The sequence below is a fragment of the Agromyces neolithicus genome (assembly GCF_039529735.1).
GTDB classification, from domain to species: domain Bacteria; phylum Actinomycetota; class Actinomycetes; order Actinomycetales; family Microbacteriaceae; genus Agromyces; species Agromyces neolithicus.
The window spans coordinates 254,198-280,225 of the sequence record NZ_BAAANJ010000001.1 but is presented as its reverse complement, the minus strand read 5'-3'; the positions used below and the strand labels follow the sequence as shown (position 1 = coordinate 280,225).

At 71.3% G+C, this 26,028-nt stretch carries 27 protein-coding genes; 15 read left to right on the top strand and 12 right to left on the bottom strand.

All coding sequences use genetic code 11. From position 1 onward, the window contains the following. Positions 1–18 precede the first annotated feature (18 nt). From ABD164_RS01330 to ABD164_RS01320, 3 genes are read left to right on the top strand one after another with little or no spacing between them, the layout of a single operon-like run. A complete protein-coding gene (locus tag ABD164_RS01330; protein ID WP_344292627.1) occupies positions 19–1,500 on the top strand; it encodes an MFS transporter in 1,482 nt (493 codons plus the stop codon). Next, the gene (locus tag ABD164_RS01325; RefSeq protein ID WP_344292625.1) at positions 1,497–4,196 is read left to right on the top strand and encodes a PEP/pyruvate-binding domain-containing protein; all 2,700 of its coding nucleotides are present in this window, start codon (positions 1,497–1,499) and stop codon (positions 4,194–4,196) included. The genes ABD164_RS01330 and ABD164_RS01325 overlap by 4 nt, the downstream gene beginning before the upstream one ends. Further along, entirely contained in the window at positions 4,193–4,792 is a 600-nt protein-coding gene (locus ABD164_RS01320) for a TetR/AcrR family transcriptional regulator (RefSeq protein WP_344292624.1), read from the top strand. The genes ABD164_RS01325 and ABD164_RS01320 overlap by 4 nt, the downstream gene beginning before the upstream one ends. A gap of 36 nt (positions 4,793–4,828) precedes the next feature. Here ABD164_RS01320 and ABD164_RS01315 read toward each other — a convergent pair whose 3' ends face one another. Next, entirely contained in the window at positions 4,829–5,263 is a 435-nt protein-coding gene (locus tag ABD164_RS01315) for a hypothetical protein (protein ID WP_344292622.1), read from the bottom strand. Beyond that, a complete protein-coding gene (locus ABD164_RS01310) occupies positions 5,260–6,537 on the bottom strand; it encodes a serine/threonine-protein kinase (RefSeq protein WP_344292620.1) in 1,278 nt (425 codons plus the stop codon). Before ABD164_RS01310 ends, ABD164_RS01315 begins: the two co-directional genes overlap by 4 nt. 27 nt (positions 6,538–6,564) lie before the next feature. Between ABD164_RS01310 and ABD164_RS01305 the strand changes: the two genes are divergently transcribed. Then, complete coding sequence (locus ABD164_RS01305; RefSeq protein WP_344292618.1) at positions 6,565–7,776, top strand: FAD-binding domain; 1,212 nt, start codon at positions 6,565–6,567, stop codon at positions 7,774–7,776. A 35-nt stretch (positions 7,777–7,811) separates the two neighbouring features. Here the strand turns inward: ABD164_RS01305 and ABD164_RS01300 are convergent, their stop codons facing one another. From ABD164_RS01300 to ABD164_RS01285, 4 genes are read right to left on the bottom strand one after another with little or no spacing between them, the layout of a single operon-like run. Then, positions 7,812–8,654, bottom strand: coding sequence for an exodeoxyribonuclease III (locus ABD164_RS01300; RefSeq protein ID WP_344292616.1), 843 nt, complete (start codon positions 8,652–8,654; stop codon positions 7,812–7,814). Positions 8,655–8,706: 52 nt separating this feature from the next. Beyond that, the gene (locus ABD164_RS01295; protein ID WP_344292615.1) at positions 8,707–9,441 is read right to left on the bottom strand and encodes a hypothetical protein; all 735 of its coding nucleotides are present in this window, start codon (positions 9,439–9,441) and stop codon (positions 8,707–8,709) included. Then, entirely contained in the window at positions 9,441–10,181 is a 741-nt protein-coding gene (locus tag ABD164_RS01290) for a hypothetical protein (protein ID WP_344292613.1), read from the bottom strand. The genes ABD164_RS01295 and ABD164_RS01290 overlap by 1 nt, the downstream gene beginning before the upstream one ends. After that, positions 10,178–10,531 (bottom strand): PadR family transcriptional regulator, encoded by a 354-nt coding sequence (locus ABD164_RS01285; RefSeq protein ID WP_344292611.1) that lies wholly within the window; start codon positions 10,529–10,531, stop codon positions 10,178–10,180. Before ABD164_RS01285 ends, ABD164_RS01290 begins: the two co-directional genes overlap by 4 nt. A 127-nt stretch (positions 10,532–10,658) precedes the next feature. Between ABD164_RS01285 and ABD164_RS01280 the strand changes: the two genes are divergently transcribed. Beyond that, positions 10,659–11,819, top strand: coding sequence for a DUF4232 domain-containing protein (locus ABD164_RS01280; protein ID WP_344292609.1), 1,161 nt, complete (start codon positions 10,659–10,661; stop codon positions 11,817–11,819). A 97-nt stretch (positions 11,820–11,916) separates the two neighbouring features. On the opposite strand, the gene ABD164_RS01275 is transcribed toward ABD164_RS01280, so the two are convergent. After that, positions 11,917–12,399, bottom strand: coding sequence for a DUF6328 family protein (locus ABD164_RS01275; protein ID WP_344292607.1), 483 nt, complete (start codon positions 12,397–12,399; stop codon positions 11,917–11,919). Positions 12,400–12,496: 97 nt separating this feature from the next. Between ABD164_RS01275 and cofE the strand changes: the two genes are divergently transcribed. The 7 genes from cofE to ABD164_RS01240 all read left to right on the top strand — a co-directional run bounded on the left by cofE (position 12,497) and on the right by ABD164_RS01240 (position 17,633). Continuing rightward, positions 12,497–13,270 carry a coenzyme F420-0:L-glutamate ligase gene (gene cofE, locus ABD164_RS01270; RefSeq protein ID WP_344292605.1) on the top strand — a complete coding sequence of 258 codons (774 nt, stop codon included), beginning with the start codon at positions 12,497–12,499 and terminating at the stop codon, positions 13,268–13,270. A gap of 567 nt (positions 13,271–13,837) precedes the next feature. Further along, positions 13,838–14,836, top strand: coding sequence for a TIGR03557 family F420-dependent LLM class oxidoreductase (locus tag ABD164_RS01265; protein WP_344292603.1), 999 nt, complete (start codon positions 13,838–13,840; stop codon positions 14,834–14,836). After that, the gene (gene cofC / locus ABD164_RS01260; protein ID WP_344292601.1) at positions 14,833–15,528 is read left to right on the top strand and encodes a 2-phospho-L-lactate guanylyltransferase; all 696 of its coding nucleotides are present in this window, start codon (positions 14,833–14,835) and stop codon (positions 15,526–15,528) included. Before ABD164_RS01265 ends, cofC begins: the two co-directional genes overlap by 4 nt. Next, the gene (gene fgd / locus ABD164_RS01255) at positions 15,525–16,547 is read left to right on the top strand and encodes a glucose-6-phosphate dehydrogenase (coenzyme-F420) (RefSeq protein WP_344292599.1); all 1,023 of its coding nucleotides are present in this window, start codon (positions 15,525–15,527) and stop codon (positions 16,545–16,547) included. The genes cofC and fgd overlap by 4 nt, the downstream gene beginning before the upstream one ends. 73 nt (positions 16,548–16,620) lie before the next feature. Then, on the top strand, positions 16,621–17,073 hold the full coding sequence (locus ABD164_RS01250; RefSeq protein WP_344292597.1) for a nuclear transport factor 2 family protein: 453 nt from the start codon (positions 16,621–16,623) through the stop codon (positions 17,071–17,073). 57 nt (positions 17,074–17,130) lie between these two features. Next, positions 17,131–17,292 carry a hypothetical protein gene (locus ABD164_RS01245; RefSeq protein WP_344292595.1) on the top strand — a complete coding sequence of 54 codons (162 nt, stop codon included), beginning with the start codon at positions 17,131–17,133 and terminating at the stop codon, positions 17,290–17,292. Continuing rightward, positions 17,289–17,633: a type II toxin-antitoxin system PemK/MazF family toxin gene (locus tag ABD164_RS01240; RefSeq protein WP_344292593.1), complete on the top strand. Its 345-nt coding sequence runs from the start codon at positions 17,289–17,291 to the stop codon at positions 17,631–17,633. Before ABD164_RS01245 ends, ABD164_RS01240 begins: the two co-directional genes overlap by 4 nt. 28 nt (positions 17,634–17,661) lie before the next feature. Here ABD164_RS01240 and ABD164_RS01235 read toward each other — a convergent pair whose 3' ends face one another. Together ABD164_RS01235 and ggt are read right to left on the bottom strand one after the other, a co-directional pair. Beyond that, positions 17,662–18,225 carry a dihydrofolate reductase family protein gene (locus tag ABD164_RS01235; protein WP_344292591.1) on the bottom strand — a complete coding sequence of 188 codons (564 nt, stop codon included), beginning with the start codon at positions 18,223–18,225 and terminating at the stop codon, positions 17,662–17,664. 22 nt (positions 18,226–18,247) lie between these two features. Continuing rightward, positions 18,248–20,053, bottom strand: coding sequence for a gamma-glutamyltransferase (gene ggt / locus ABD164_RS01230; RefSeq protein WP_344292589.1), 1,806 nt, complete (start codon positions 20,051–20,053; stop codon positions 18,248–18,250). Positions 20,054–20,210: 157 nt separating this feature from the next. Between ggt and ABD164_RS01225 the strand changes: the two genes are divergently transcribed. The 3 genes from ABD164_RS01225 to ABD164_RS01215 are packed head-to-tail and all read left to right on the top strand — an operon-like array spanning position 20,211 to position 23,519. Further along, entirely contained in the window at positions 20,211–21,497 is a 1,287-nt protein-coding gene (locus tag ABD164_RS01225; RefSeq protein WP_344292587.1) for a LolA family protein, read from the top strand. Continuing rightward, entirely contained in the window at positions 21,494–22,501 is a 1,008-nt protein-coding gene (locus ABD164_RS01220) for an ABC transporter ATP-binding protein (protein ID WP_344292585.1), read from the top strand. The genes ABD164_RS01225 and ABD164_RS01220 overlap by 4 nt, the downstream gene beginning before the upstream one ends. Continuing rightward, positions 22,491–23,519, top strand: a complete 1,029-nt coding sequence (locus ABD164_RS01215) for an ABC transporter permease (protein WP_344292583.1) — start codon at positions 22,491–22,493, stop codon at positions 23,517–23,519. The genes ABD164_RS01220 and ABD164_RS01215 overlap by 11 nt, the downstream gene beginning before the upstream one ends. Before the next feature lie 3 nt (positions 23,520–23,522). Here ABD164_RS01215 and ABD164_RS01210 read toward each other — a convergent pair whose 3' ends face one another. The 3 genes from ABD164_RS01210 to ABD164_RS01200 form a co-directional block, all read right to left on the bottom strand. Then, positions 23,523–24,017 carry a nucleoside/nucleotide kinase family protein gene (locus ABD164_RS01210; protein ID WP_344292581.1) on the bottom strand — a complete coding sequence of 165 codons (495 nt, stop codon included), beginning with the start codon at positions 24,015–24,017 and terminating at the stop codon, positions 23,523–23,525. A 123-nt stretch (positions 24,018–24,140) separates the two neighbouring features. After that, entirely contained in the window at positions 24,141–25,007 is an 867-nt protein-coding gene (locus ABD164_RS01205; protein ID WP_344292579.1) for an ABC transporter ATP-binding protein, read from the bottom strand. After that, positions 25,004–26,008 carry a putative F420-0 ABC transporter permease subunit gene (locus tag ABD164_RS01200; protein WP_425545878.1) on the bottom strand — a complete coding sequence of 335 codons (1,005 nt, stop codon included), beginning with the start codon at positions 26,006–26,008 and terminating at the stop codon, positions 25,004–25,006. The genes ABD164_RS01205 and ABD164_RS01200 overlap by 4 nt, the downstream gene beginning before the upstream one ends. Positions 26,009–26,028: the final 20 nt, after the last annotated feature.

Below are 26,028 nucleotides of genomic sequence, written 5' to 3'. Positions count from 1 at the left end.
CTACGCGGAGGACGCAACATGCCCGGCACCACCCGACGGCTCTGGCCGATGCTCACGTGCCTCATGGTCGTGATGCTGCTCGGTGCGATCGACCAGACGGCCTCGGCGCCGGCGCTGCCGTTGATCGCGCAGGAGTTCGGCGGCGTGCACCTCATGCCGCTCGTCGTGGTCGCCTACCTCGGTGCCGCGACCGCGGCGATGCCCGCCTACGGAAAGCTCGGCGATCGATTCGGGCGCCGCCCGGTGCTGCTCACCGCGATCGTGCTGTTCGCGGCCGGCGCCGTCGTGGCCGCGACGGCGGCGAGCCTGCCCATCTTCGTCGGCGCCCGCATCGTGCAGGGGCTCGGCGGCGGCGGGCTGATGCTCAGCGCGCAGGCGATCATCGGTGAGATCGTGAGCCCGCGCGAGCGCGGCCGCTACCTCGGCTGGATCGGCATCGTCTACGTCATCGCCGCCGTCGGAGGGCCACTCATCGGTGGCGTCGTGATCCAGACCGTGGGCTGGCGGTGGATCTTCGTCGGCTATCTTCCGCTCGCCGTCGTCGCGTTCGTGCTCGCGGTGCGCACGCTGCGCCTGCCCCGACCGAGCGAAAAGCGCCCGCTCGACATCGTCGGCGCGGTCTCGGTGGCCGTGCTCATCGCCGCGGTCGTGGTGCTGGCGAGCGTCGTGGAGCGCGGGCAGCCGTGGCCGGCCATCACAGCCCTCATCGGCGTGATCGCCCTCGCGGCGACGACTTGGATCATCACGGCACTGCGGGCGACCGACCCCGTGATCCCGCTCGGCCTGTTCCGCGACCCCGCATTCAGCGTGCCCGTCGCGGTGAGCCTGCTCATCGGCGTCGCCCTGTTCGGCACGATCAGCTTCCTGCCGGCCGTGGTGCAGCTCGGCCTCGGGGTCTCGCCCGTGATCGCCGGCTCGACGGTCACCGTCGCGATGGCGGGGGTCATCGTGACGATGACCGTGTCGGGGCGCATGATCGCGCGCACCGGGCGATATCGCGTGTACCCGGTCGTGGGCACGGCGACGGCGGCCGTCGGGCTCGGCCTGCTCGGCCTGCTTCGCGCCGACACGCCCCTCTGGGCGGCCGCGCTCGTGCTGCTGATGATCGGCGCCGGCATCGGGCTCGTCATGCAGGTGATGCTGCTCGCCGCGCAGAACGCGGTGGCGCATGCGAACCTGGGTGTGGCGACCTCGACCGTGGTCTTCATCCGGCAGGTCGGCGCGACGATCGGCGTCGCGGTCACAGGCGCCCTGATCAACGTGCGCAGCGAGGCCGCAGCGCCCGGCGAGTACCTCGACGCCGTCGCGCCGGTGTTCGGGTACGGGTCGATCGTGCTCGTGCTCGCCTTCGCGCTCACGCTCATGCTGCCCGAGCGCCCGCTGCGCACGACCGCGCATCGTGGGACCGAGGAGTCGGACGAGCCCGAGGAACCCGGGAAGCCCCGGGCGAGCGGTGAGCGCGCATCGTCGCGCGATCGAGAAGGAGAGTGGACGGCATGACCCAACGCGACACCGCACTGGTCCGCGACACTGCATCGGTCGTGGGGCTCGACGACGTCGGTCGCACCGATCTCGCGATCGCGGGCGGCAAGGGCGCGAACCTCGGCGAACTGATCCATGGCGGCTTCCACGTGCCCGCGGGGTTCGTGGTGACGACCCACGCCTACCGGGAGGCGTTCAAGGCGGCCGGGCTCGCGCTCGCCATCCGGCCGGGCATGGGCGACGCCGATGCCGATTCCGTGCGCGAGGCGGTCGGCGCGCTCGCCGTTCCCGCTGCGATCGAGTCGGCGATCGTCGACGCCTACCGCAGGCTCGGCGGCGGGGCATCCGGTGCCGGCGCGAAGCCAGACGTGGCCGCCGATGCAGCGGTCGACGCAGCCGCGGTCGCAGTCGCGGTGCGCTCGAGCGCCACCGCCGAAGACCTGCCCGGCGCCACGTTCGCCGGGCAGCAGGACTCGTTCCTGAACGTCGTCGGCGAGCGGGCCGTGATCGACGCCGTGCGCCGGTGCTGGGCCTCACTGTGGACACGGCGGGCGGTGGCGTATCGCAACCGCGCGGGCATCGACCACCGGCAGGTGCAGATCGCCGTCGTCGTGCAGCGGTTCGTCGACGCCGACATGGCCGGGGTCATGTTCACCGCGAATCCCGTCACCGGGGTGCGCGACGAGACCGTCATCGACGCGAGCCCGGGGCTCGGTGAGGCGGTCGTCTCGGGGCGGGTGACGCCCGACCACTTCGTGGTCGGCCCCGATGGCCGCGTGCGCCAGCGGCGACTCGGTCGCCGTGAGGTCGTGATCCGGGCGAACGCCGATGGCGGCGTGCGCGAGGACGTCGAGGAGGCCGGCACCGACGGCACCGGCCACACCGGCGGCACCGACGGCACCGACCGCACCGACGGCACCGACCGCACCGGCCGCACCGGCCACACCGGCCGCACCGACGGCACCGGCCGCGCCGACCACCTCGGCGATGCGATGTTGCGATCGATGGCCGAGGTCGGCACGCGTATCGCGCAGCACTTCGGCGCACCACAGGACATCGAGTGGGCCGTGGCCGGTTCTGCCCTGTGGATCGTGCAGGCACGCGCGCTGACCGCGCTGCCCCCCGAGCCGGTCAGGGTGAACCCGATTCGGCGGATGATCGCCGGCATCGTCGCCGAACTCCTGCCGGTGCGGCCCTACCCGCTCGACATGACCACGTGGACCGTGCACGGACACGGCCGCATCCTCACACGGATGGTGGCCGAGATCCCCGCGCTGCGCCTGTCGATCGCCGACATCCTGCCAGAGGTCGACGGTGTCGTCGATCGCATCGTGCCCCCCGAGCCCCGGCCGTCGGTGCGTACGCTTGCAACGCCGTTGCGCATGGCGCCGAGGATCCGACGATTCCGCACCGAGCAGTGGACGGCTGATCCTCGCTTCGCGGTCTTCGACCGCGAGGTCAGCGCGCTGCGCGCGATCGATCCGGCCGCACTGGACTGGAATGAACTCGTCGCGATTCCGCGTCGCGCACTCGAGATCCTCGACGGCCTGATCACGTTGCGCATCGACTACCTTCCCCGGGCGGGGTTCGACCTCCTTCGATTCCGGCTGCTGCTCGCAGTCCTCGGTCTCGGTCGCGAGTCGGGGTCGCTCATGCGCGGGGTGCACACGCGAACCGGTGACGCCAACGCGGCTCTGTCGGATCTCGCGCGCGCAGTGGCCGAGCACCCTGCCTGGCGAACGGCGTTCAGCGCGTCCGACGACGACGCCCTCGCCGCACTCATCGAATCGTCGAGCGAGTTCGCCGAGCTGCGCCCACGCATCGATGCCTTCGTCGACGAGTACGGCCACCGCGAGACCACGAGCCCGTTCCTCGCCTCCGAGCCGACCTGGGGCGACGACCCCGCTGTGCTGTTCGGCGCGATCCGCGCGCTCCTCGCCCTGAGCACGCACGACGGGAGCACGGCGAGCGGCGACCCGGGCGGCGCCGACGCTGCCGCCGAGCGGCGCGTCCTCGGCCGCAGGCGCGTGCGGATGCTCCGACTCGGGCACCGGATCGTCGCGGCGGCGCAGCACGCCCGCGCCGCCATCGCACTGCGCGAAGACACCCACTTCCACGCGATGCGCCCCCTGCCGCCACTGCGACGGGCGCTGCTCGAGGCGGGCTCACGCCTCGCCTCTGCGGGCATCCTCGCCGAGCCGAGCGACGTCTTCCACCTGCGCTACGAGGAACTGCTCGACATCGAGCACCCCACCGGGATCCCCGATCGCACGCGTGCGCATCGCGCCGCGATCGTCGAGCGCCGTGCGGGGCTGCGCGCCGCATACGGCGGCGCACCGCTGCTGTCGCCGCTGACCCTCAGAGCCGCCGAGCGGTCCGACGACGAGGCGCTCGTCGCGGGTACGCCGGCGGGCGGGGGCCGCGCCACCGGTCCGGTTCGGGTCATCCGAGAACCCGCGGACTTCGGACGGCTGCGACCCGGCGACATCCTGGTGTGCCCCTACACGAATCCCAGCTGGACGCCCCTGTTCCAGATCGCCGCAGGCGTCGTCGTCGACACGGGCGGGCTCGCATCGCACGCCGCGATCGTGGCACGCGAGTACGGCCTGCCGGCCGTCATGGGCACCGGCAGCGGCACGTCGCTGCTGCGCGACGAACAGGTCGTCACCGTCGACGGCAACACCGGTCGCGTCGACCTCGAGCGGCCGGCATGATCGCGCCCGACCATCGATCGGGGCCCCGCCGGCGGGGCGACGAACTGCGCGGGGCGATCTTCGATGCTGTGCTCGCCGAACTCGCCGAGACGGGCTACGCGGGGCTCAGCATCGACGCGGTCGCTGCGCGAGCCCGGGTGAGCAAGGCCTCGCTCTACCGCAGGTGGCCGGGCAAGCCCGAGCTCGTCATCGACGCGGTCTACACGACCCTTCCGGTTCCGTCGGAGTCGGACGACACCGGGTCGCTGCGCGGCGATCTGTTCGCCGCGTTCAGTCGGGTCGCAGACTCCCTTCAGGGGCCGTCGGGTCAGGCGTTGAAGGGGCTCATCAGTGAGACGCTGCGCGACCCCGACGTCGCCGAGCGATTCCGTGCCCGCGGACGCGGTCGTGGCCTCGAGACGATGCGCACGCTCGTCGCCCGCGCAGTCGCCCGTGGTGAGCTCGGGAGTGCCGCGGTGTCCGAACGCCGGCTCGAGGTCGGGCACAACCTCATGCGGCACGAGTTCCTGCTCAACCGCGACATCACGCCCGAGTTCCTCGCGTCGCTCATCGACGATGTCGTGCTCCCCCTGCTGAGGGTGCCCGACGGCGGCTGATGCGTCGCACCTGTCTGGACGAGCAGCAACGCAGGTTCAGTCGTCGTCTTCGTCGCCGCCCCTGTCCTTCTTGCCGTTGCCGTCGTTGCGATTGTCGCCGCTGTTGCCCGGCCCGCTGTTGTCGCCCCCGCCCTCGTCGTCAGCGTCGGTGGGCGTGGGAGTCGGGGTCGGCGTCTGCGTCGCCGCGGCGTCGAGGTCGGAACGGACCAGTTCGATCGCTGCGCGAATCTCGGTCTCACGCGCGTTGTCGAGCTCTCCGGCGGCGACCGCTGCATCGACGGCGCGCTCGAGCAGCAGCAGCTCGGCCATGGCCCCGGTGAAGTCTTCGGCGGCCGCCTGCCGGCCGATCTGCACGACCGACGCGTGCAGGCCTTCGGAGAGCGACGGCTGTGGTGCGGCACAGCCGCCGATGCTCAGGGCCAGCGCGGCCGTCATCACCGTCGCCGTCAGGGTGGTTCGAAGACGCATCATGGGGTCACCGCCTCATCGAGTTGTCGCAGGTGCTCGCCGAGTTCGCCGAGTTCGGCCGGAAGCGTGGGCAGGGGTTCGGGCGTCGCCGGCTCGGGATCGAGCGCGGCGAGCAGCCCGGGGATGAGCAGCACGCCGGCAACGACCGCGGCCGCGGCGATGACGAGGGTCGCGACGAGGGGCCCTCGGCGGCGACGCCCGCCTCGCTTCGCCGGCGGCACCCCGTTGGCGCCCGATGGCGCGGCCCCCGGCGCGGCGCCCGGCGCAGTCATGACGCGCGTCTGCGCGGTCGCGAGCGCCGGCTCAGCACCCCCGAGCGGCGGCTCAGCACCCCCACGCGCTGCCACCGTGTCTGCGGTCGCCGCGCCCGCGGGCAGCAGCCTGGTCGCGGCGGTCGCATCGTCGACCGGTGCAGATGCGGATGACCCGTCGTCGAGCCGCCCCGCGGCGACCGCGACGTCGAGGGCGGTCGGCCGGGCACCGGGATCGCGTGCGGTCATGGCGCGCAGCAGCTCGACCCACCCGTGCCCCAGCGCATCGGGGATCTCGGGGTCGCGCACGAGTCGCGCACCGGCGGCCTCGGCAGCGGGCCCCGGGAACGCGGTGCGCCCGGTGCGCGCCTCGAGCAGCAGCAAGCCGAACGCGTAGACATCGGTGGCGCTGCCGACGACCTCGCCGCTCACCTGCTCGGGGCTCAGGTAGCCGGGTGTTCCGATGAGCAGTCCGGTGCGGGTGATGCGGGCGTCGTCGATGAGTCGCGCGATGCCGAAGTCGGCGAGCTTCGCATTCCAGGTGCGCGTGGGCAGATGGGCCGGCTCGAGCAGCACGTTCGCGGGCTTGATGTCGCGATGCACGATGCCGCGCGAGTGGATGACGTGCAGCGCCTCGCCGATCTCGGCCGCGAGGCCCGCGGCATCGGCCGCACTGATCGGCCCCGAACGCAGCGTCTCACGCAGATCGCGTCCGCCGACCAACTCCATGACGAGATACTCGCGCCCTGACGTGTCGTCGTGCGCGGCGTCGTAGAGCCGCACGAGCGCGCGGTGCTCGACACTCGCGAGCAGCGCCACCTCGGAGCGGCGCCGGGCGGCGTCGTCGATGCCCTCGGCGGCCTCGGCGAACACCTTCACGGCGACCGTGCGCCCGAGCGAGATGTCGGTGCCGCGGTACACCGTCGCCATGCCGCCACGGCCGATGACGGCGTCGATGCGGTACCGACCGCCGAACACGACGCCCGTGAACGCGTCGGTCGTGGTGGGATCGGGGGTGGTCGTCATCCCTTCGAGGGTAACCTGAGGAGCCTGATGAGAATCGGCATCAACGGCATCGGCGTCGCCGGGCCCGCCCTCGCCTACTGGCTCGATCGCCTCGGGCACGAGCCGGTGCTGTTCGAGAAGGCGCCCGCGTTGCGCACCGGCGGCTATGTGATCGACTACTGGGGGCTCGGCTACGACCTCGCCGAGCGCATGGGAATCCTCGGCGAACTTCGCGAGCGCGGGTATTTCATCCACAGCCTCGTGACGGTGGATGCCGCGGGCCGGTCGACCGCGACGCTGCGGGTCGATCCTCTGCGCGAGGCGATGGGCGACCGTTTCGTGAGCATTGCGCGATCCGACCTGTCGGCTGCGGTCTTCGCCGCGTGCACGGATGTGCCGGCGAACTTCGGAGTCTCGATCGACGCGGTCGCACAGGATCCCGACGGCGTCGACGCGACCATGTCGAACGGACGCACCGAGCGCTTCGACGTCGTGGTCGGCGCCGACGGGCTGCACTCCCGCATCCGTGCCCTCGAATTCGGCCCCGAGGAGCGGTTCGAACGGCCACTCGGATGCGTCGTCTCCGCGTTCCGGGTGCGCGGCTATCCGCACCGCGACGAGCTGGCGTACGTGTCGCACACCGTGACGAAGCGGCAGGTCGCGCGCATCGCGCTGCGCGACGACGAGACGCTGTTCCTGCTGATCTGCCGCGACGATGTCGTCGACATGAGCACGCTCGACTCGGTCACGCTCGACCGCGATGCCGAGCAGAAGGCCGCCCTTCGGGCCGCGTTCGGCGACATGGCGTGGGAGGTTCCCGAGATCCTCGACCTCATGGACGAAGCCTCTGACTTCTATGTCGACCGGGTCAGCCAGATCCACCTCGACCGCTGGTCGTCGGGCCGGGTCGCGCTGGTGGGCGACGCCGCCGCGTGCGCCTCGTTGCTGGCAGGCGAGGGCACCGGCCTCGCGATGGTCGAGGCGTATGTGCTCGCCGGCGAACTGCACCGGCACGGCAACGACGTGCGTGCGGGGCTGCGCGCGTACGAGCAGCGCCTGCGCGTGTTCATCGAGGGCAAGCAGCGCTCGGCGCTGCGGTTCAGAGGCTTCTTCGCCCCGCGTACGTCACTGGGCGTCGCGGTGCGAAGCCTCGGAGTGCGGGCGGCGTCGATCCCGCTGTTCGCGCGGGCGATGCTGCCCGGCAGCCTGCGGGACCCACTCGAGCTTCCCCGCTACGAAGACGCCCTGCCGAAGCAGTAGGGCCGCGCGTTCGGCACGATGCGGTCGTTCGCCGCTCAGCCGAAGATCATCGGCAGATCGCCGTCGTCGCCGCCGAGGGCGAGGTCGACGAGCACCGGCACGTGATCGCTCGGCGCGACGCCCTTGCGTTCGTTGCGGTGGATGGACGCGTCGGTGACCGCGTCGGCGAACGCCGCCGACCCGAGGATGAAGTCGATGCGCATGCCCTCGTTGCGCGGGAACCGCAGCTGCTTGTAGTCCCAATAGGTGAAGAGGCCCTCGGGCACCCGGGCTCGAGCCACGTCGGTGACTCCGGCCTGCTCGAGCGCGAAGAACGCCTCGCGCTCGGCGGGCGAGACGTGGGTCGTCTGCCCGACGACGACGGTCGGGTCGCCGTTGTCGACGTCGAACGGCGCGATGTTGAAATCGCCCATGAGGGCGAACGGCACGTCTGGGCGAGCGGATGTCTCGGCTCGCGTGTATTCGGTGAGCGCGGCCAGCCAGTCGAGCTTGTAGGTGTAGTGCGGGTCGTCGAGCGAACGCCCGTTGGGCACATAGAGGCTCCACAGCCGAACGCCGTCGACGGTGGCGCCGATCGCCCGCGCCTCTTTCGGCAGGTCGGGACCCTCGTGGCCCTTCAGGAACCCGGGCATGCCCGGAAATTCGGTCTCGACATCGCGGATCGGCGAGCGGCCGGCGATGGCCACGCCGTTCCACTGATCAAGGCCGTGCAACGCCAACTCATAGCCCGCGACCTCGAACGCCTCGGCCGGAAACTGCTCGGGCTTGCACTTGATCTCTTGCATGGCCAACACGTCGACGTCTTCACGCACCATCCAGTCGACGACACGGTCGACGCGGGTGCGGATCGAGTTGACGTTCCAGGTGGCGATGCGCATGGCTCAAGCGTATGGCAGCCCTCCGACAGCAACGGCGCGCCCGGGCGCACGGTCAGTGCATGTTGTCGTTGCCGGTGACGTGGGTGGCGTAGCCCGAGCATCCCGCGTCCTCCCAGCGGTACGCGGCGCCGGCGCCAGCGTGGCCGTACATGGCGTCCCACCAGGCCTGCGTGCCGTCGTCGAACTCGCCGAAGCCCTTCTCGGTCATGCACGACCGGATCACCTCCTGGAACGCCGCCCAATCCTCGGCCTCGGTGGGCGCATTCGGGTCGGGTTCGGGTATGGGCGCGGAGAGCGGGGTTCCGGCCGCGCGGGCGACCGCCACGGCGTGCTCCCCCACGCCGAGGCATCCTCGCTGCGTCCACTCGGAAGCGGGCACCGACCAGTCCTCTCGCGCCTCGCCATAGAACGCGTCGAGCCACATGATGGACTGCTCGAAGCTCAGTCCTCGCGGCTGCGCGTGCTGGTTGAGCCAGGGTGCGGCCGGCAGATATTCCACGTTCCTCTCGGCCATGCACTCGGCGATGACCTGCTCGCGGCCCATGTACTCCGAGCGGTCCTCGTCTGACACGAGCTCGGTGTCGAACGTTCCCGGCGGCAGGGCTTCGCCGGCCGACGAACTCGCCCCATCGCCGGAGTCGACGGACTCGCCTGCCGCCGCGGCGACCGCCGGCGGTGGTTCGAACAGGCGTATCCCGAACGCACCGGCGGCGGTGAGGGCGACCGCGGCGGCGCAGGCCAGCAGGCCGCCCATCGCCAGCGGGGCGGCCAGGCGCCTGACGTCCATCACGATGCCTCGTCGGACTCAGCGGCGGAGGCCCTCGGCGAGGTCCACCACGCGGCGATCGAGAGGAAGAAAAGCACCGCTGCACCGGTCGCGACCCGGTTCAGCAGCACCACCTGCGCGGTCGAGGTCGCGTAGAACGCCGTGAAGCTCACGCTCGTCTCGATGAGCGCATACGTGCCGAAGCGGACGAGCAGGTACGCCGCGATCGCGAGCACGAGTCCGGCGAACGCCTGTCGGCGCGCGACCATGAGCAGCCACGATCCGACGATGGCCAGGAGGAGTCCGGCCACCGAGAGCTCGGCGACGTCGGCCGCCCCGTGCCAGTCGCCGATGAGCACGCTGCGCGCGATGCGCCAGACGATGAACCCGCCCCAGGCGACGAGCGCGATCGCCGCGAGGTGCGCGAGCGCCGGCATCGCGAGCGGGTACGTGCCCCGCGGTGCGCCCAGCGCAGCCCGACGCAGTCGCGCACCACGCCACGCGAGGTCGGCCGGGATGCCGCGGACCGCCCGCCAGAGGATCGACCCCGTTGCACGGGCCCCGGAGTGCTCGCGTTCCTCGAAGAGATCGGAGGCGAGTTCGGCCCGGCGTTCGGCTGCGACCGCGTCGGGCAGGTCGGCGGTGTACCACCGGCACCAGCCGAGTACCGCCGCGTCGACACGCCCCGCCGCGCGGTGGCGAATGCGAGCGGATGCCTCGAGCTCGACCCCGCCGTCGGGCTCGAGCATGACGGCACTCATGCGAAGGCCGATCTCGGGCTCGGCGCGAGCAGGGAGCGCTGCTCGGTCTCGGCTCGGCAGGCGGCCACGCCTGCGCCGGTCACCCGGTAGAGGCGTCGCCGGGGCCTGCCCGCTTCGGCGGCGATGCCCGGGTCCTCCCATTCGGACTCGACGAGGCCGCGTTCGGCGAGGCGGCTGAGCGCCTTGTAGAGGGTGCCGTGCGCCGTGAGCGCGGTGGCTCCGGCGCGGTCGGCGATGCGCTTCGCGAGTGCGAAGCCGTAGAAGTCGTCGTGCTCGGCCTGCAACTCGATGCCTGCACCGAGGATGTCGACCTCGAGGTCGACCAGCCGCCCTTCCCGCCTGCGTGGCATGCACCCAGCATAGGAAGATATCGCTCAGAAGTATAGGAAGATATCCGTCTGCACTATAGGAAGATACCTGCCCATATGCTAGCGTCCACCCCGAGCCGTCTTATCTGGCGGCGAAGAAGGGAACGACATGTACACCAAGAGGGTGGTGTTTCGAGCGATCGCCGGGGTGGCGTTGACGGCGACGCTCGCAGGGGGATCGGCGGTGATGGCCGGCGCGACCGACGCGGGTGGGCTGGACCCCATCGGCGTAGCGCTCCCATCGGCGGTGACCAGCGAGGTCCTGGCCGCCGAGCCGACCAGGACGTCCACCGCCGCGACCGCCGAGGACCTGGCCGCAACGACGGCGGACGCGGGGAACGGCCCGGCGACATCTCAGGCACACAAGGACGATCACGCCGGGCTGGCAGGCCCCGATCACTGCGAGGACTGGAACCTCACCATGGCCTACCGAGAACGCCCCGACCTGTCGACCTCTGAGGCCCTCGGGTTCGATCTGGTCTTCACGAACGTCGGGTCGCAGCCGTGCTCGTTCGACGGCTGGCCCGGCCTGGTCGCGGAGGGTGCCGATGGCGCAACCCTGACCTGGGCGCTCTCCTCCGGATCGACGAGCACGCTGGTGGTCCTGCCACCGAACGGCGGCCAGGCCGTCGCAGAAGGCACGTCCGCGCTCCCGTCCGTGTCGGGTTGTGCCGCGGCGACGTCCGACCACCTGCGGGCCTACATCTCCTCGGATGGAGCCGGTGGCGGAATCGTCGACGACGCCCAGGTCTCGGTCTGCGCCGACGGCACGTGGTCGCTCTGGCTCGGACCCCTGATGGCCCTCCACGGCGCACCGGGCGAGGTCACCCCGCCTGAGGAACCCGAGCCGCCGCTCCCCGCGAAGTGCCAGGACGAGCAGCTGACGCTCGAGTACGTCGCTCGGCCCGATCTGTCGGTCGCCGGGGCCTCCGGATTCGAGCTCGTGTTCACGAACACGACCGACGCCGAGTGCTCGATCTGGGGATGGCCCGGCCTCATCGTGGAGTCGGCCGACGGCACGCGGATCGGCTCGTCGTGGACGATCGGCGAGATGGGCGAGCCGTTCGTGCTCGCGAACGGCGACGCCGCCATCGTGCTCGGCACGGCGCCCGACCCCGCAGCGTGGGGCTGCGAGGCGATCACGGCCGACCACCTGCGGGCCTACGTCACGTCCGACGGCGCCGGCCCCGGCGTCGTCGGCACGGCGCAGATCCCCGTGTGTGCCGACGGATCGACGGTGCTCGAGATCGGGCCGCTCACCGCCGCCTGAGAATCGGCCGCCCAAGGTGCGACGGCGCCGTCGAGTTCGCTCGCGGCGCCGTTGCACCTGCTGACCGGAGCCGCCTCACGAGCGGGCGCCGGCGTGTTCAGTCGCTCGCCGGCAACCGCGGCACGACCGCCCAGAGCAATGCCGCCGCGGCGATGGCGACGGCAAGCCCGATGAACCCCGCCGTGCGCCCGAGTGTGACATCGAAGATGAACCCCGCGACGCCGGCCGCGAGCAGCGAGACGACGACGAGGTCGATGAGCAGCAGCCGATTGCCCGTGCGCACCAGGCGGTCCTTCTTCGCTTGCCCGAACAGCCTGCGGTGCAGGATCACCGGACCGAGCCCGAGCAGCGTCGCCGCGCTCGAGAGCGCGACGAGCACGAGGTAGAACGCGAGCTGGTACCCGTCGAGGTCATGGAAGGTCGGCTGGAACGCCGTGGCGAGCAGGAAGCCGGTGATGATCTGCGTGCCGGTCTGCACCGACCGCAGCTCTTGGAGGATGTCGTTCCAGTTGCGATCGAGGCGTTCGAGGGGCGTCTCGTCGCGCCCCGCCGGCTGGTCGACCCCGGGATCCGTGGCCATACGAGATGGTAGCGCCGCGACATCCGTGCCGCCATGCACCGCCGGCCCGCCCGAACTGGGAAGATACGAGGGTGTCAGCGGCGGCAGGGGGGCGACGATGAGGTTCAGTGTCGAGGGTGTCGAGGGCATTCCCGAGATCGCGAACGGCGACGATCTCGCCGCGGTCATCGCGGGCGCGACCGAGCTCGGTGACGGCGACATCCTCGTCGTCACGTCGAAGATCGTCTCGAAGGCTGAAGGGCGCGTCGTGCAGGCCGCCGATCGCGAGCAGGCGATCACCGATGAGACCGTGCGTGTCGTGGCCGTCCGCGAGCACGAGGGCGGCGTGACCCGCATCGTCGAGAACCGCCAGGGCATCATCGGCGCGGCCGCAGGCGTCGACGCGTCGAACGCCCCTGAGGGCACGGTGCTGCTGCTGCCGGTCGACCCTGATGCTTCGGCGCGCGCGCTCGCCACCGGCCTGCGTGCGCTCACGGGCGCTCGCGTCGGCGTGATCCTCTCTGACACGCTCGGCCGTCCGTGGCGCGAGGGCCAGACCGACATCGCGATCGGCGCGGCAGGGGTCTACGTCTTCGAAGACCTCCGCGGGCAGACGGATGCCTCGGGCAAGGCCCTCGCCGTCACGATGCCCTGTGTCGCCGATGAACTCGCGGGGGCCGGTGAGCTCGTCAAGGGCAAGTCTTCGGGGGTGCCTGTGGCGGTCGTGCGGGGGCTCGGCCGGTACGTCGGCGATCTCGACCTGCCGGGGGCCCGATCGATCCAGCGGCCCGCAGAGCGCGACCTGTTCCGGCAGGGCGCCGATGAGGCCTATGACGACGGCTATCGCGCCGGCTTCGACGAGGCGCAGGCCGAGGGGCCGCTCGCCGAGTAGCGATCGTCGGTCGAGTAGGCGCGCCAGCGCCGTATCGAGACCCGGGACGAGGTCTCGATACGCTCCTTCGTCGCTACTCGACCGCCGGGTTGGACGAGGTCTCGATACGCTCCTTCGTCGCTACTCGACCGGCGGTTGCGGGAGGTCTCGATACGCTCCTTCGTCGCTACTCGACCGGCGGTTGCGGGAGGTCTCGATTCGCTCCTTCGTCGCTACTCGACGGGCGGTTGCGGGAGGTCTCGATTCGCTCCTTCGTCGCTACTCGACGGGCGGTTGCGGGAGGTCTCGATTCGCTCCTTCGTCGCTACTCGACGGGCGGTTGCGGGAGGTCTCGATACGCTCCTTCGTCGCTACTCGACCGGCGGTTGCGGGAGGTCTCGATACGCTCCTTCGTCGCTACTCGACCGGCGGTTGCGGGAGGTCTCGATACGCTCCTTCGTCGCTACTCGACCGGCGGTTGGACGAGGTCTCGATACGCTCCTTCGTCGCTACTCGACCGGCGGTTGGACGAGGTCTCGATTCGCTCCTTCGTCGCTACTCGACCGGCGGTTGCGGGAGGATGGACGGGTGCCAGCCCACATCGGATACGCCGCGATGCTCGAGCGCTTCCCTCCCGCCGAGGCGGTCGAGTACGCCGACCTCGCTGAGGCGCACGGATTCCGCGGCACGATGGCGAGCGATCACTTCCAGCCGTGGGTGCCGTCACAGGGCGAGTCGTCGTTCGTGTGGAGCGTGCTCGCGGCGATCGGCGCTCGCACCACGGGCGACCTCGGCCCGGGCGTCACGACGCCGACGTTCCGCATGCACCCGGCGGTCGTCGCGCAGGCCGCCGCGACCCAGGCGGCGCTCTACCCGGGCCGCACGTGGCTCGGCATCGGCTCGGGCGATGCGCTCAACGAGCACATCGTCGGCGCGTACTGGCCCGAGGCGCCCGAGCGCATCAATCGCATGTTCGAGGCCGTCGACGTCATCAAGAAGCTCTTCTCGGGGTCGATCGCCGGCCGAGACGTACGCCACTCGGGCCCGCACTTCACCCTCGAGGCCACCCGGCTCTGGACGATGCCCGACGTCGCCCCGCCGATCCTCGTGGCGGCGTCGGGGCCGATCACCGCGCGCCGCGCCGGCCGCACGGTCGACGGCATGATCACGACGGGCGCTCCGCTCGAGAAGCTCGCGACATTGCTCGCCCGGTTCCGTGACGGCGCGCGCGAGGCCGGACGCAACGCCGACGGCATGCCCAAGGTGCTGCAGCTGCACCTGTCGTGGGCCGAGACCGACGAGCTGGCGATGCGCAACGCCCTCTCCGAGTGGCCCAACGGCGGCATGCGATTCCCGCGCAGCGACATCCGCTCGCCATTCGAGTTCGAGCAGTTCGCCCGTACCGTTCGACCCGAGGACTTCACCGACCGCATGGTCGTCTCGGCGGACCCCGCCGTGCACCGCGCCGCGATCCAGCGCCTCCTCGATCTCGGTTTCGACCGCATCTACCTGCACAACGCGGGTCGCAACCAGCGCGAGTTCCTCGAGGTCTTCGGTCGCGAAGTGCTGCCCGGGTTGCGTTCGTGACCGATGCAGCGGATGTCCCGGGTGCGTCGATCTCGTGGACCCTGGTCATCCCCGTGAAGGGCGCTCCGGCGGCCAAGACACGGCTGGCACCCGAGGTCGCCGACGATGCACGGGCCATGCTCGCGCGGGCGTTCGCGCTCGACACGATCGCGGCCGCGCTCGCCGCGCGGTCGGTGGCTCGTGTCATCGTGGTCGGCGACGACCCCGGGCTCGCGGGGGGTGCCGAGTTCCTCGCCGAGCCGATCGACGTGCCGCGCAGCCTCGGCGGGGCGATCGCGCACGGCATCGCGCACGCGCGGGCGGGCCTCGACGGGCTCAGCCGGCTCGACCGGCGCGAGGGCATCGCAGTGCTGCTCGGCGACCTGCCGGCACTGCGGCCCGACGAGCTCGACACCGCGCTCGAGGCCGCGTCGCGGCATCCGCTCGCCTTCGTGCGCGACGCCGACGCAACCGGCACGACGCTCGCGACAGCGACGGCCGGCGCGACCGCCGCGTTCGAGCCGCGGTTCGGCCCCGACTCCGCAGCGCGGCATGTGGCTGCGGGGTTCGTCGAACTCGCGGCATCCGACCTCACCGGACTCACTCGCGACGTCGACACGGTCGACGCACTCGAAGCCGTGCTGCACGATGGAGTCGGCGACCACACCGCCGAAGTCGTCGCGCACCTCGCCGATCGAAAGGGAACGATATGACGCTCACCCTCGGATACAAGGCCTCGGCCGAGCAGTTCGCCCCCCGCGAGCTGGTCGAGATCGCGGTCGCCGCCGAGGCCAACGGCTTCGAGTCGGTGTTCACGAGCGACCACTTCCAGCCGTGGCGGCATGCGGGTGGGCACGCCCCGTTCTCGCTCGCGTGGATGGCCGCGGTCGGCGAGCGCACGTCGACGATCCGCATCGGCACGAGCGTGATGACGCCGACGTTCCGGTACAACCCGGCGGTGCTCGCGCAGGCGTTCGCGTCGCTCGGCGTGCTCTACCCGGGGCGCATCATCGCGGGCTTCGGCACGGGTGAGGCGCTCAACGAGATCGCGACGGGGTTCCGCGGTGCGGGCGAGCAGGACTGGCCCGAGTTCAAGGAGCGGTTCGCGCGCCTGCGCGAGTCGGTGCGCCTGATGCGGGCGCTGTGGAAGGACGAGCGCGTCAATTTCGAGGGCGAATACTACTCGACGCATGACGCGTCGATCTACGACCGACCGGATGCCCCGGTGCCGGTGTACATCGCCGCAGGCGGGCCGACCGTGGCGAAGTACGCCGGCCGCGCCGGCGACGGGTTCATCTGCACGTCGGGCAAGGGTGCCGGGCTCTACGTCGATCAACTCATTCCCGCCGTTCGCGAGGGCCTGGCTGCCCGCACCGACGAACGCACGTTCGACGCACTCGACCGGATGATCGAGATCAAGGTCTCGTACGACACCGACGCCACCGCGGCGCTCGAGAACACGCGGTTCTGGTCGCCGCTCTCGCTCTCGGCCGAGCAGAAGCACGACATCACCGACCCCGTCGAGATGGAGGCCGCCGCCGACGCCCTGCCCATCGAGCAGATCGCCAAGCGCTGGATCGTGGGCAGCGACCCCGACGAGGTCGTGGCCGGTATCAAGCAGTACGTCGACTGGGGCTTCAACCACCTCGTGTTCCACGCGCCCGGGCACGACCAGTTGCGCTTCCAGGAGCTGTTCGCCCGCGACCTCGCGCCGCGGCTGCGGGCGCTCTGAGGGCGGGCGCCGGTTCAGCGAACCTGGGCCAGCCTCTCGTGACAACCATGGTTGTGCAACTTAGGTTGTCGGAATGACGAACGAAACCACTGCAACCGACGCTCCGGTGAGCGAGACGCCGGCGAACGAGGCGCTGGTACGTGAGCTCATGCGGGCAATCGAGTCGGGCGAGCACGGCGATGCGCTCGCGCGATTCTTCACTGATGACGCGGAGCAGGTCGAGTACCCGAGCATCATGCGACCTGCGGGCGGGTCGCGTGGAGTGCAGGCCATGCTCGACGGCTCGGTCGCGGGCGCGCAGATGCTCGCCGAGCAGTCGTACGACGTGCTCGAGTTCATCGACGGCGGCGACCGTGCCGCCGTGCGCCTGACCTGGCGCGCGACGACGGCCACCGCGATCGCCGGCCTGCCCGCCGGCTCGACGCTCACCGCCCACATCGCGCAGTTCTACGAGTTCCGCGACGGGCGCATCATCCGACAGCGCTCGTACGACTGCTACGAGCCGCTTGGCGCGGCGAGCGTCTGATCGGCCGCACCGAGCGCGACCTCTGGTCCATGGGTCTCCCTGGGCGCGCTCGGGGGTATGACCAGACGCGCCGGTCGTCGCCTGGTCGAGGAACTCGAGGGCGAAGCTGAACTGACGGCGCTGGCGAACTCGGTGATCGAACGCGTCGGGCAGCCCTCCGCGGGCAGCCCGTTCCTGCATGAGTCGGAGCGCACGGTGCGCGAGGGCACTGACTGGTGATCTCCCACGGCGACATCGTATGGGTCGACTTCGGGTCGCCCCGTGGATCGGAATCGGCAAAGCGTCGGCCGGCGGTCGTCATGCAGGAAGACTGGCTGCTTGCCACCCAGATCGCGACGGTCCTCATCGTGCCGCTGACGTCGAACGTCGCACTTGAAGCATTCCCCGGCAACGTGCTCGTACCGGTCGACGCTTCTGGACTCGGTAAGGACTCCGTCGCGGTGGTGTCCCAGGTAGGCCCGGTCAGCCGCGAATTCCTCGGACCGTACCCGGTCGGGCACGTACCCGGCTACATGCTCTCCAAGATCGCCGACGGTATCCGACTGGCCATGGGCATCTGAGCCCGCTCACCGCCTGCATGGGGTTCGGTCAGCGCGCCACCCGGTAGCGCAGGTAGACGACTCCTGAATCGAAGGTGCGGGACTCGACGAGTTCGAGATCCACCTGGCGCTCGTGCTGGGGAAAGAACGGAATGCCACCGCCCACCAGCACCGGGTACACAACGACCCGGTACTCGTCGATCAGGCCCGACGCGGCCGCCTCGGCGGCGAGAACCGCACCGCCGATCGCGATGTCGCCTTCGCCCGGTTCGGCTCGCAACCGCTCGATCTCGCCCACCAGGCCATCTGAGGCCAAGCGGGCGTTGCCCTGCACCTCGGACAGCGTGGTGGAGAACACCACCTTCGGGAGGGGCTTCCAGAGTGCGGCCCACTCGAGCTCTGCGTCGTCGAGCGATTGCTCCTGCTCGGCGGTCTCCCAGTACAGCATCGCCTCGTACAGCCGCCGTCCCAACAGGTGCACGCCGACATCTCGAATCTCGTCGATCCAGAAGCGAAAGACGTCTTTGTCGGGCACTGCCCAGTCGAAGCCGCCGTCGGGCCCGACGATGTAGCCGTCGAGCGAGACGCTCATCGAATACGTCACGCTGCGCATCGGGAGTCCTCGTCGGTCGGTCTCACGGCGCCGGCTGCACCACCAGTCCGGTACCGCCACCCCTGCGAACGGGTTCAGCTGCTGCGGTCATGAGCCCGTCGGCATCGACCTCGATGGCGGCCACCGCACCGATCTCGGCCGGGTTCCCGAACCGGTGGCCGTACGGCGTGAGCTCGGAGGCGTAGGCGTCGAGGAACGCCTGCTCGGCAGAGACATTGGCCGTGTTGCGCTGGGACGCCCGGGGCGCAGCCACGGCCTCGGGCAGGGTCATCCCGAGGTCGATGCGGTTCATCAGCACCTGGGTGACCGTCGTGATGATCGTCGACCCGCCTGGGGAGCCGACCACGAACCGCACATCACCGCCGTCGAGCACGATGGTCGGCGACATCGACGACCGCGGGCGCTTGCCGGGCTCGACGATGTTCGGGTCGGCCGGGTTCGGCACGAAGTTGAAGTCGGTGAGCTCGTTGTTCAGCAGAAACCCGCGCCCCGGCACCGTCATGCCCGAGCCGCCGGTCTGCTCGATCGTGAGCGTGTAGGCGACCGCGTTGCCCCACTGGTCGACGACTGACAGGTGGGTCGTCGAGATGTTCTCGGTGTCGACGTCGACTTCGGCGGCCGCGGTGACGCAGCCGGCTGCGTCGAGCGGCGCGGGGGCGACGGGCTTGACCGATGCGGCATCGGGGTCGATCACGCAGGCGCGCGCGTCGGCGAAGTCCTGGCTGAGCAGGGTCGCGGTCGGCACGTCGACGAACGCCGGGTCGCCGACGTACGCGTTGCGGTCGGCGAACGCGTGCGCGGTGGCCTCGAGGTAGAGGTGCAGGGCCTGGGGCACCTCCTCGGCGGCGAGGTCGTAGTTCTCGAGGATGTTCAGCGACTCACCGACCGTGGTGCCGCCCGACGACGACGGCGCCATGCCGTACACGTCGAGCCCGCGGTACTCGATGCGGGTCGGATCCTGGAAGAGCACCTCGTAGTCGGCGAGGTCGTCGGGCGTCATGAAGCCGGGAAACGCGGGCAGCGTCGCGGCGGGGTCGGTCTCGGGATCCTGCACGATGGCCGCGATCTCGTCGGCGAGCGCTCCCTCGTAGAACCGGTCGGTGCCGTGGACCGCGATCTCGCGGAGCGTCGTCGCCAGGTCGGGGTTCGTGAACGTCGACCCGACCTCGGGCGGGGCGCCGTTCGGCAGGAACAGCTCGGCCGTGGCGGGGAAGGCCGCGAACCGCGCCTGGTTCGCGGCGGTCTGCGCGGCGAAGGTTTCGTCGACGCGGAAGCCGCGGGTCGCGAGCAGGATCGACGGCTTCAGCATCTCTTTCAGCGATTCGGTGCCGAACTCGTCGAGCGCAGCCTCCCACGTCGCGAGGGTGCCGGGGACGCCGACCGAGAGGCCCGATGACACCGCGGCGGCGAACGGATACGGCAGGCCGGTGGCCGGGTCGATGAACGCGTCGCTCTGCATTTCAGCGGGCGCCGTCTCGCGTCCGTCGATCGTGGTCACCTCGCCGGTCGCCGCGTCGAAGTACACGAAGTAGCCGCCGCCGCCGATGCCCGCGCTGTAGGGCTCGGTCACGCCGAGCGCCGCGGCGGTGGCGACCGCGGCATCGGCGGCATTGCCGCCCTTGCGAAGCACCTCGAGGCCGATGGCGCTCGCCTCGGCGTCGACCGATGACACGGCGCCGCCGAAGCCCGTCGACGTCGATGGGGCCGGTGGCGCTGGACGCCCCGCGGCAGACGCGGGCGCCCCGACGGCGACGGCGCCGACGGCCAGCACGGCGCCGAGCGCGAGGCTGAGACCGCGGAAAGCGGAGCGATGAGTGACGTGGACCATGAGAACCCCCCGAATTGGGCACAACGGCGACGAATGCCCTCACCGTAGCCCGCGGTCGGGGTCGGCGGCAATGGTCGTCTCGTCGCCGCATGCCCCAGATCCTGAGTGTTCGCCGCCGATCGATGACGGATGTCGCGGCTCGGCGTAGCCTGAACGCATGCGCGCCCGACCAGGCTCCGGGGCGTCCCGACGGCTGAGCCGCTGGATCCCCGCCATCACCGCGCCGATCGCGATCGGCGTCGCCGTCGTGGTCGTGCCGATGCAGGCGAACGCGGCCGTCGACCTGCCCGACCTCACCCCCGCCGAACTGCTCGAGTTCGCGGCGGCGAGCGATGTCGATGCCCTGTCGGGCACGGTCGAGCAGACCTCAGAACTCGGGCTCCCCGATCTGTCGGGCCTCACCGGCACGATGGGCGGGGGTGCCGGCGGCAGCGGCGGGTTCGGATCGGGCGGCGGCCCGGGCGGGCCGGGCGCATCGGACGAAGCCGGTGACGCGGCATCCGCCACCGATCTCGACGACCTCATCTCGCTCGCGACCGGCACGCACACCGCCCGGGTCTACCTCGACGGCATGAACGCGCGCCTGCAGGTGCTCGACGACCTCGCCGAGCGCAACGTCTACGTCACAGAAGACGGCGCGTGGATCTACGATTCCCGCGAGCAGGCGGCCACGCACGTCACCGTCGACCGGGCGGCGGTCGACGCGCTGAAGGCCGAGGCCGAAGCTGACGCCGAGGCCCACGCCGATGCGGCGCGCGACCGGCTCGAGGCCGAGCTCGGCACGCCGCTGCCCACCCCCGACGAGGTGCTCGACCAGGCGCTCGCGCGGCTCGACGAGACCACCGAGGTGAGCGTCGGCACCGACGCGCGCGTCGCGGGTCGCGAGGTCTACGAGCTCGTGCTCGAGCCGCGCGATGCCGACACCCTCATCGGTGAGATCTCGGTGGCCGTCGACGGTGAGACGGGCGTCGCGCTCGCCGCCTCGGTGACCGCGCGCGGGGCCGATGAGCCCGCGTTCAGCGTCGCGTTCACCGAAGTCGCGTTCGACGCGCCCGATGCGTCGGTGTTCGAGTTCACGCCCCCTGAGGGCACCGCGGTGACCGAGCACGAGGTGCCGGTCCCCACGCTCGCCGAGCTCGAGCAGATGAAGGCCGAGCACGACGGCGACGACGGCGAGACGAGCGATCGGATGCCGCGGGCCGAGGTCATCGGTGAGGGCTGGTCGACCGTGGTCGTGCTCCCGATGGCCGCGAGCGGTGCCGATGTGATGGCCGGCCTCGACCCCGAGGCATCCGCTCTTCTCGCAACACTCACCGAGCCGGTCGACGGCGGGCGCATCCTGCAGACCTCACTCGCGACCGTGCTGTTCACCGACGACGGGCGGGTGCTCGCCGGAGCCGTCACCGCCGACCGCCTGCTCGACGCCGCCACGAGCGGGCGTTGACCGACGGATCGCCCGCGGGCGCGGGCACGACTGCTGAGGCGACCACCGGCGACCTCGCGATCGAGACGCACGGCCTCACCAAGCGGTTCCGCTCGCAGGTCGCCGTCGACGGCGTCGACCTCGCGGTGCCGCGCGGCGCGGTGTTCGGGTTCCTCGGGCCGAACGGATCGGGCAAGACGACCACCATCCGCATGCTGCTCGGACTCGTCGCCGCGAGCGCGGGCGGCGCCCGGCTGCTCGGCGCCGACATGCCGCGCCACGTCGACTCGGTGCTGCCGCGCGTCGGCGCCCTCGTTGAGGGTCCGGCCTTCTCGCCCTACCTCTCGGGCGTCGCGAACCTGCGGCGGTTCGATGCCGCCGACCGGCATGCGCCCCGACGCACCCGTTCGGCCCGCGTCGACGAGGCGCTCGACCGCGTCGGACTCTCGCACGCCGGCCGCAAGAAGGTGCACGCGTACTCGCTCGGCATGAAGCAGCGGCTCGGCATCGCGAACGCGCTGCTCATGCGGCGTGAGCTGCTCGTGCTCGACGAGCCGACGAACGGGCTCGACCCGCAGGGCACCCGCGAGGTGCGCGCCCTCATCCGGTCGCTCGCCGACGACGGGACGACCGTGTTCGTGTCGAGCCACCTGCTCGCCGAGGTCGAGCAGGTGTGTTCGCACGTCGGCGTGATGAGTGCGGGAAAGCTCGTGGCGCAGGGCACGCTCGAGGAGTTCCGCAACGCCGGTGAGGCGCGCGTGCTCGTGCGAACACCCGACGCGGCGCCGGCGCGACGGGTGCTGACGCGACTCGGCATGCGCGTCGACGGCGATCTCGGCGTCGGCGGTGGCGGTGGCCGAGTCGTTGTCGCCGCCAGGTTCGCGTCGTCGGATGTCGCGCCCGAGGCCATCGTCGCGGCGCTCGTCGCCGACGGGGTGCGGGTGCGCGGGTTCGAGGTCGAACGCGCGAGCCTCGAGCAGCGCTTCGTCGAGCTCACCGGTGAGGGGTTCGACGTTGTCCAGTGAGGGTGAGGGCGGCCCCGGGGGTCTCGATACGCCTCCTTCGTCGGCTACTCGACCGGCGGGGGCGGGTCTCGAGACGCCTCCTTCGTCGGCTCCTCGAGCGGCGGGGGCGGGTCTCGAGACGCCTCCTTCGTCGGCTCCTCGAGCGGCGGGGGCGGGTCTCGAGACGCCTCCTTCGTCGGCTCCTCGACCGGCGGGGGCGCACGGCGGCACCCTCGCGCTCTTCGCCTCCGAACTGCTCACGCTATTCCGACGCCGTCGCACGTGGGCCCTGCTCGGCGCCCTCGCGCTGATCCCGGTCCTCATCGCCGTGGCGATCCGCGTCGCGGGCGACGCCCCGAGCGGGCGCGGTCCGGCGTTCCTCGGGCAGATCACCGAGAACGGCCTGTTCGTCGGCGTCACGGCCATGGTCGTGGCGATCCCGCTGTTTCTGCCGCTCACGATCGGCGTCGTCGCGGGCGACACCGTCGCGGGCGAGGCGAGCCACGGCACCCTGCGCTACCTGCTCATCGCGCCGGCGGGCCGCATCCGCCTGCTCATCGTCAAGTACACGGCCACGGCCGTGTTCTGCGCCGCGGCGACCCTCACGGTCGTCGTCGTCGGCACGATCATCGGCTGGGCGCTGTTCCCCGTGGGGCCGATCGCCCTGCTGTCGGGGGCGACCGTGAGCGTCGGCGAGGGGCTGCTGCGCTTCGTCGCCATCGCCGCCTACGTCACCGTGTCGCTGCTCGGCCTGTCGGCGATCGGACTGTTCCTCTCGACGCTCACGACGGTGCCGGTCGGGGCGATGGCCGCGACGGCCATCCTGGCCGTGGTCGCGCAGATCATGGGTGCGCTGCCGCAACTCGAGTGGCTGCATCCGTGGCTCTTCACGCAGTACTGGCTCGGATTCGCCGACCTGCTGCGCCAACCGCCGGTGTTGGACTCGTTCGCCGACAACGCACTGCTTCAGGCCGGCTACCTCGTGGTGTTCGGCGCGCTCGCGGTGAGCCGCATGCTCACGAAAGACGTGCTCTCGTGAACGCTACGCCGTGCGCGCCGTGATGGTGCGGTCTCCGGCGCTCGGCGGCAGCGCGCAGTAGTCGTAGAAATAGCGCAGCGGCGCGTCGTCGTCGGTGACGTCGACGATGACGGATGCCCCGGCGTGCGGCAGCTCGTCGCCCGCGAGGGTCCACAACGAGAAGTGCCACATGCCGCGCGCCGACACGGTGAGCAGGTCGCGGCCGTCGATGACGAGCACCGTGTCGTGCTCCTCACCGGGCATGGTTCCCGCGCGGAACGGGTCGACCGTGGTCGCGCGCAGGTCGGCCTCGGCGACGGCGCCCACCGATACGCGAAGGGTGTGCTGGCCCGCAGCCTCGAGCCGTTCAGCGAGGTCGTCGGCGAACCGGGCGGCACGAGGTTCGTCGGCTCCGTCGACGGCGATCAGGCGTCTGCCGCGCGGCGAGTTGTGCAGGAACTCGGCGACGATGCCGTCGAGCATCTCGGTTCGGTTCTGGATCGTCAGCGGCTTGGGCATGACTTCAGGCTACGCCCGGACGCTCGCCACACCCCCGGCTCATCTCCGCGTTCCAGCCCGGCGCAAGTGAGGAGAATTGCACTGACGGCGGCTGGGAGGCGCCCTGGGCGCAATTCTCCTGAATTAGGCGAGGGATTCGCCGGTGGGCAGTGGCGCCGGCAGCGGTACGGGCTGCGGCACGGGCAGCGGCGCGCCCGCGATGCCCGCGTACGCAATGAGGGGGCGGCCGGTCGCCGGGTGTTCGATGACGGATGCCTCGACGCCCCACACGTCGCGGATGAGCTCGGGTTCGAGCACCGCATGAGGGTCGCCTGCGGCGACCACCCGACCCTCGGCGAGCACCACGACATGGTCGGCGTACGCGGCGGCGAGTGAGAGGTCGTGCAGCGCAGCGAGCACGGTGAGCCCTCCCCGAGCGAGCTCGCGCACGAGCCCGAGCATCGTCAACTGCGCGCGGATGTCGAGGTGATTCGTCGGCTCGTCGAGCAGCAGCAGTTGGGGCTCCTGAGCGAGGGCGCGGGCGAGGTTGACGCGCTGGCGTTCGCCGCCCGACAGCGAACCGTAGTCGCGATCGGCGAGGTCGAGCAGCCCGGCGTCCTCGAGCCCACGGGCCACGATCGCCCGGTCGCGCTCGCTCGGCCCCGAGAAGGCGCCGAGGTGCGGGGTGCGCCCGAGGGCGACGACTTCGGCGACCGTGAGGCCCGGGGCATCCGTGACCTCTTGCTCGGCGAGCGCGATCGCGCGCGCCCGATCGCGCCGTCGCAGGGAGGCGAGGTCGCGGTCGCCGAACCTGGCGGCTCCGGCGTCGGCCCGCTCGATGCCGGCGATGAGGTGCAGCAGCGTGCTCTTGCCTGCGCCGTTCGGGCCGAGCAGTGCGCCGACCGCCCCGGCGGGCACGGTGCAATCGAGGTCGTCGATGATGAGCCGGTTGCCGCGGGTGAAGCGCACCCGGTCGACCCGAAGGCCGTCGGCGTGGCCGGCGCCGGTCATCGCAGCCCCCTGTTCCGCAGCAGGAGCAGGGCGAACACCGGACCGCCGATGAGGGCGGTGAGGATGCCGACGGGCAGCTCGCGTGGGTCGAAGAGCGTTCGGGCGCCGGTGTCGACCCAGACCAGGAAGATCGCTCCGGCGAGCGCCGACAGCGGCAGCAGTGCACGGTGGCGGGAGCCGACGATGAGCCGCACGCCGTGGGGGAGGATGAGGCCGACGAATCCGATCGACCCGCTCACGGCCACGAGCGCTCCGGTGAGCAGTGCGGTCGCGGTGAGCAGCAGGGCACGGCTGCGGCCGACGTGCACGCCGAGGGCGGCTGCGGCGGTGTCGCCGAACGCGAAGGCGTCGAGGGTCTTCGCGCTCGTGAGCAGCGGGATGCCGATGACGAGGACGGCTCCCCCGGCGATCGCGACCGAGGTCCAGTCGGTGCCCGCGAGCGAGCCGAGCAGCCAGTTCAGGATCTCGCGGTAGCTGTCGCCGGTCGCGCTCCAGAAGATGACGAGGCTCGTCACCGCGCCGAACACCGAGGCGACCGCGAGCCCGGCGAGCACGGTGCGGGTGGGGGTGAGCGAGCCGCCCGCCCCGGCCCGGCCGCCGCTTGCGCCGGCAGCGAGGGTGAGGGTGGCGGCGAGGGCGACGAGCGCACCGAGGAACGCCGCGACCGGGAGCAGCAGGCCGACGCCGAGCACGATCACGATGACCGCGCCGACGGAAGCGCCCGACGACAGGCCGAGCAGGTAGGGGTCGGCGAGCGGATTGCGGGTCAGGGCCTGCATCACCGCACCGCACAGCGCCAAGCCCGCGCCGACCGCGGCGGCGGTGAGCACGCGGGGCATGCGCAGCTCCCACACGATGCCGTCGCGCAAAGGGCTCAGGGTCGGCTCGCCGATGCCGAGATGCGCGGCGATGCTCGCGAACACGTCGGCGGGGGCGAGCGCGGCGGGTCCGATCGTGACGGCCACGATGACGGATGCCCCGAGCAGGACGATGAGGCCCACGGCCCACGCCCCCGTGCGCA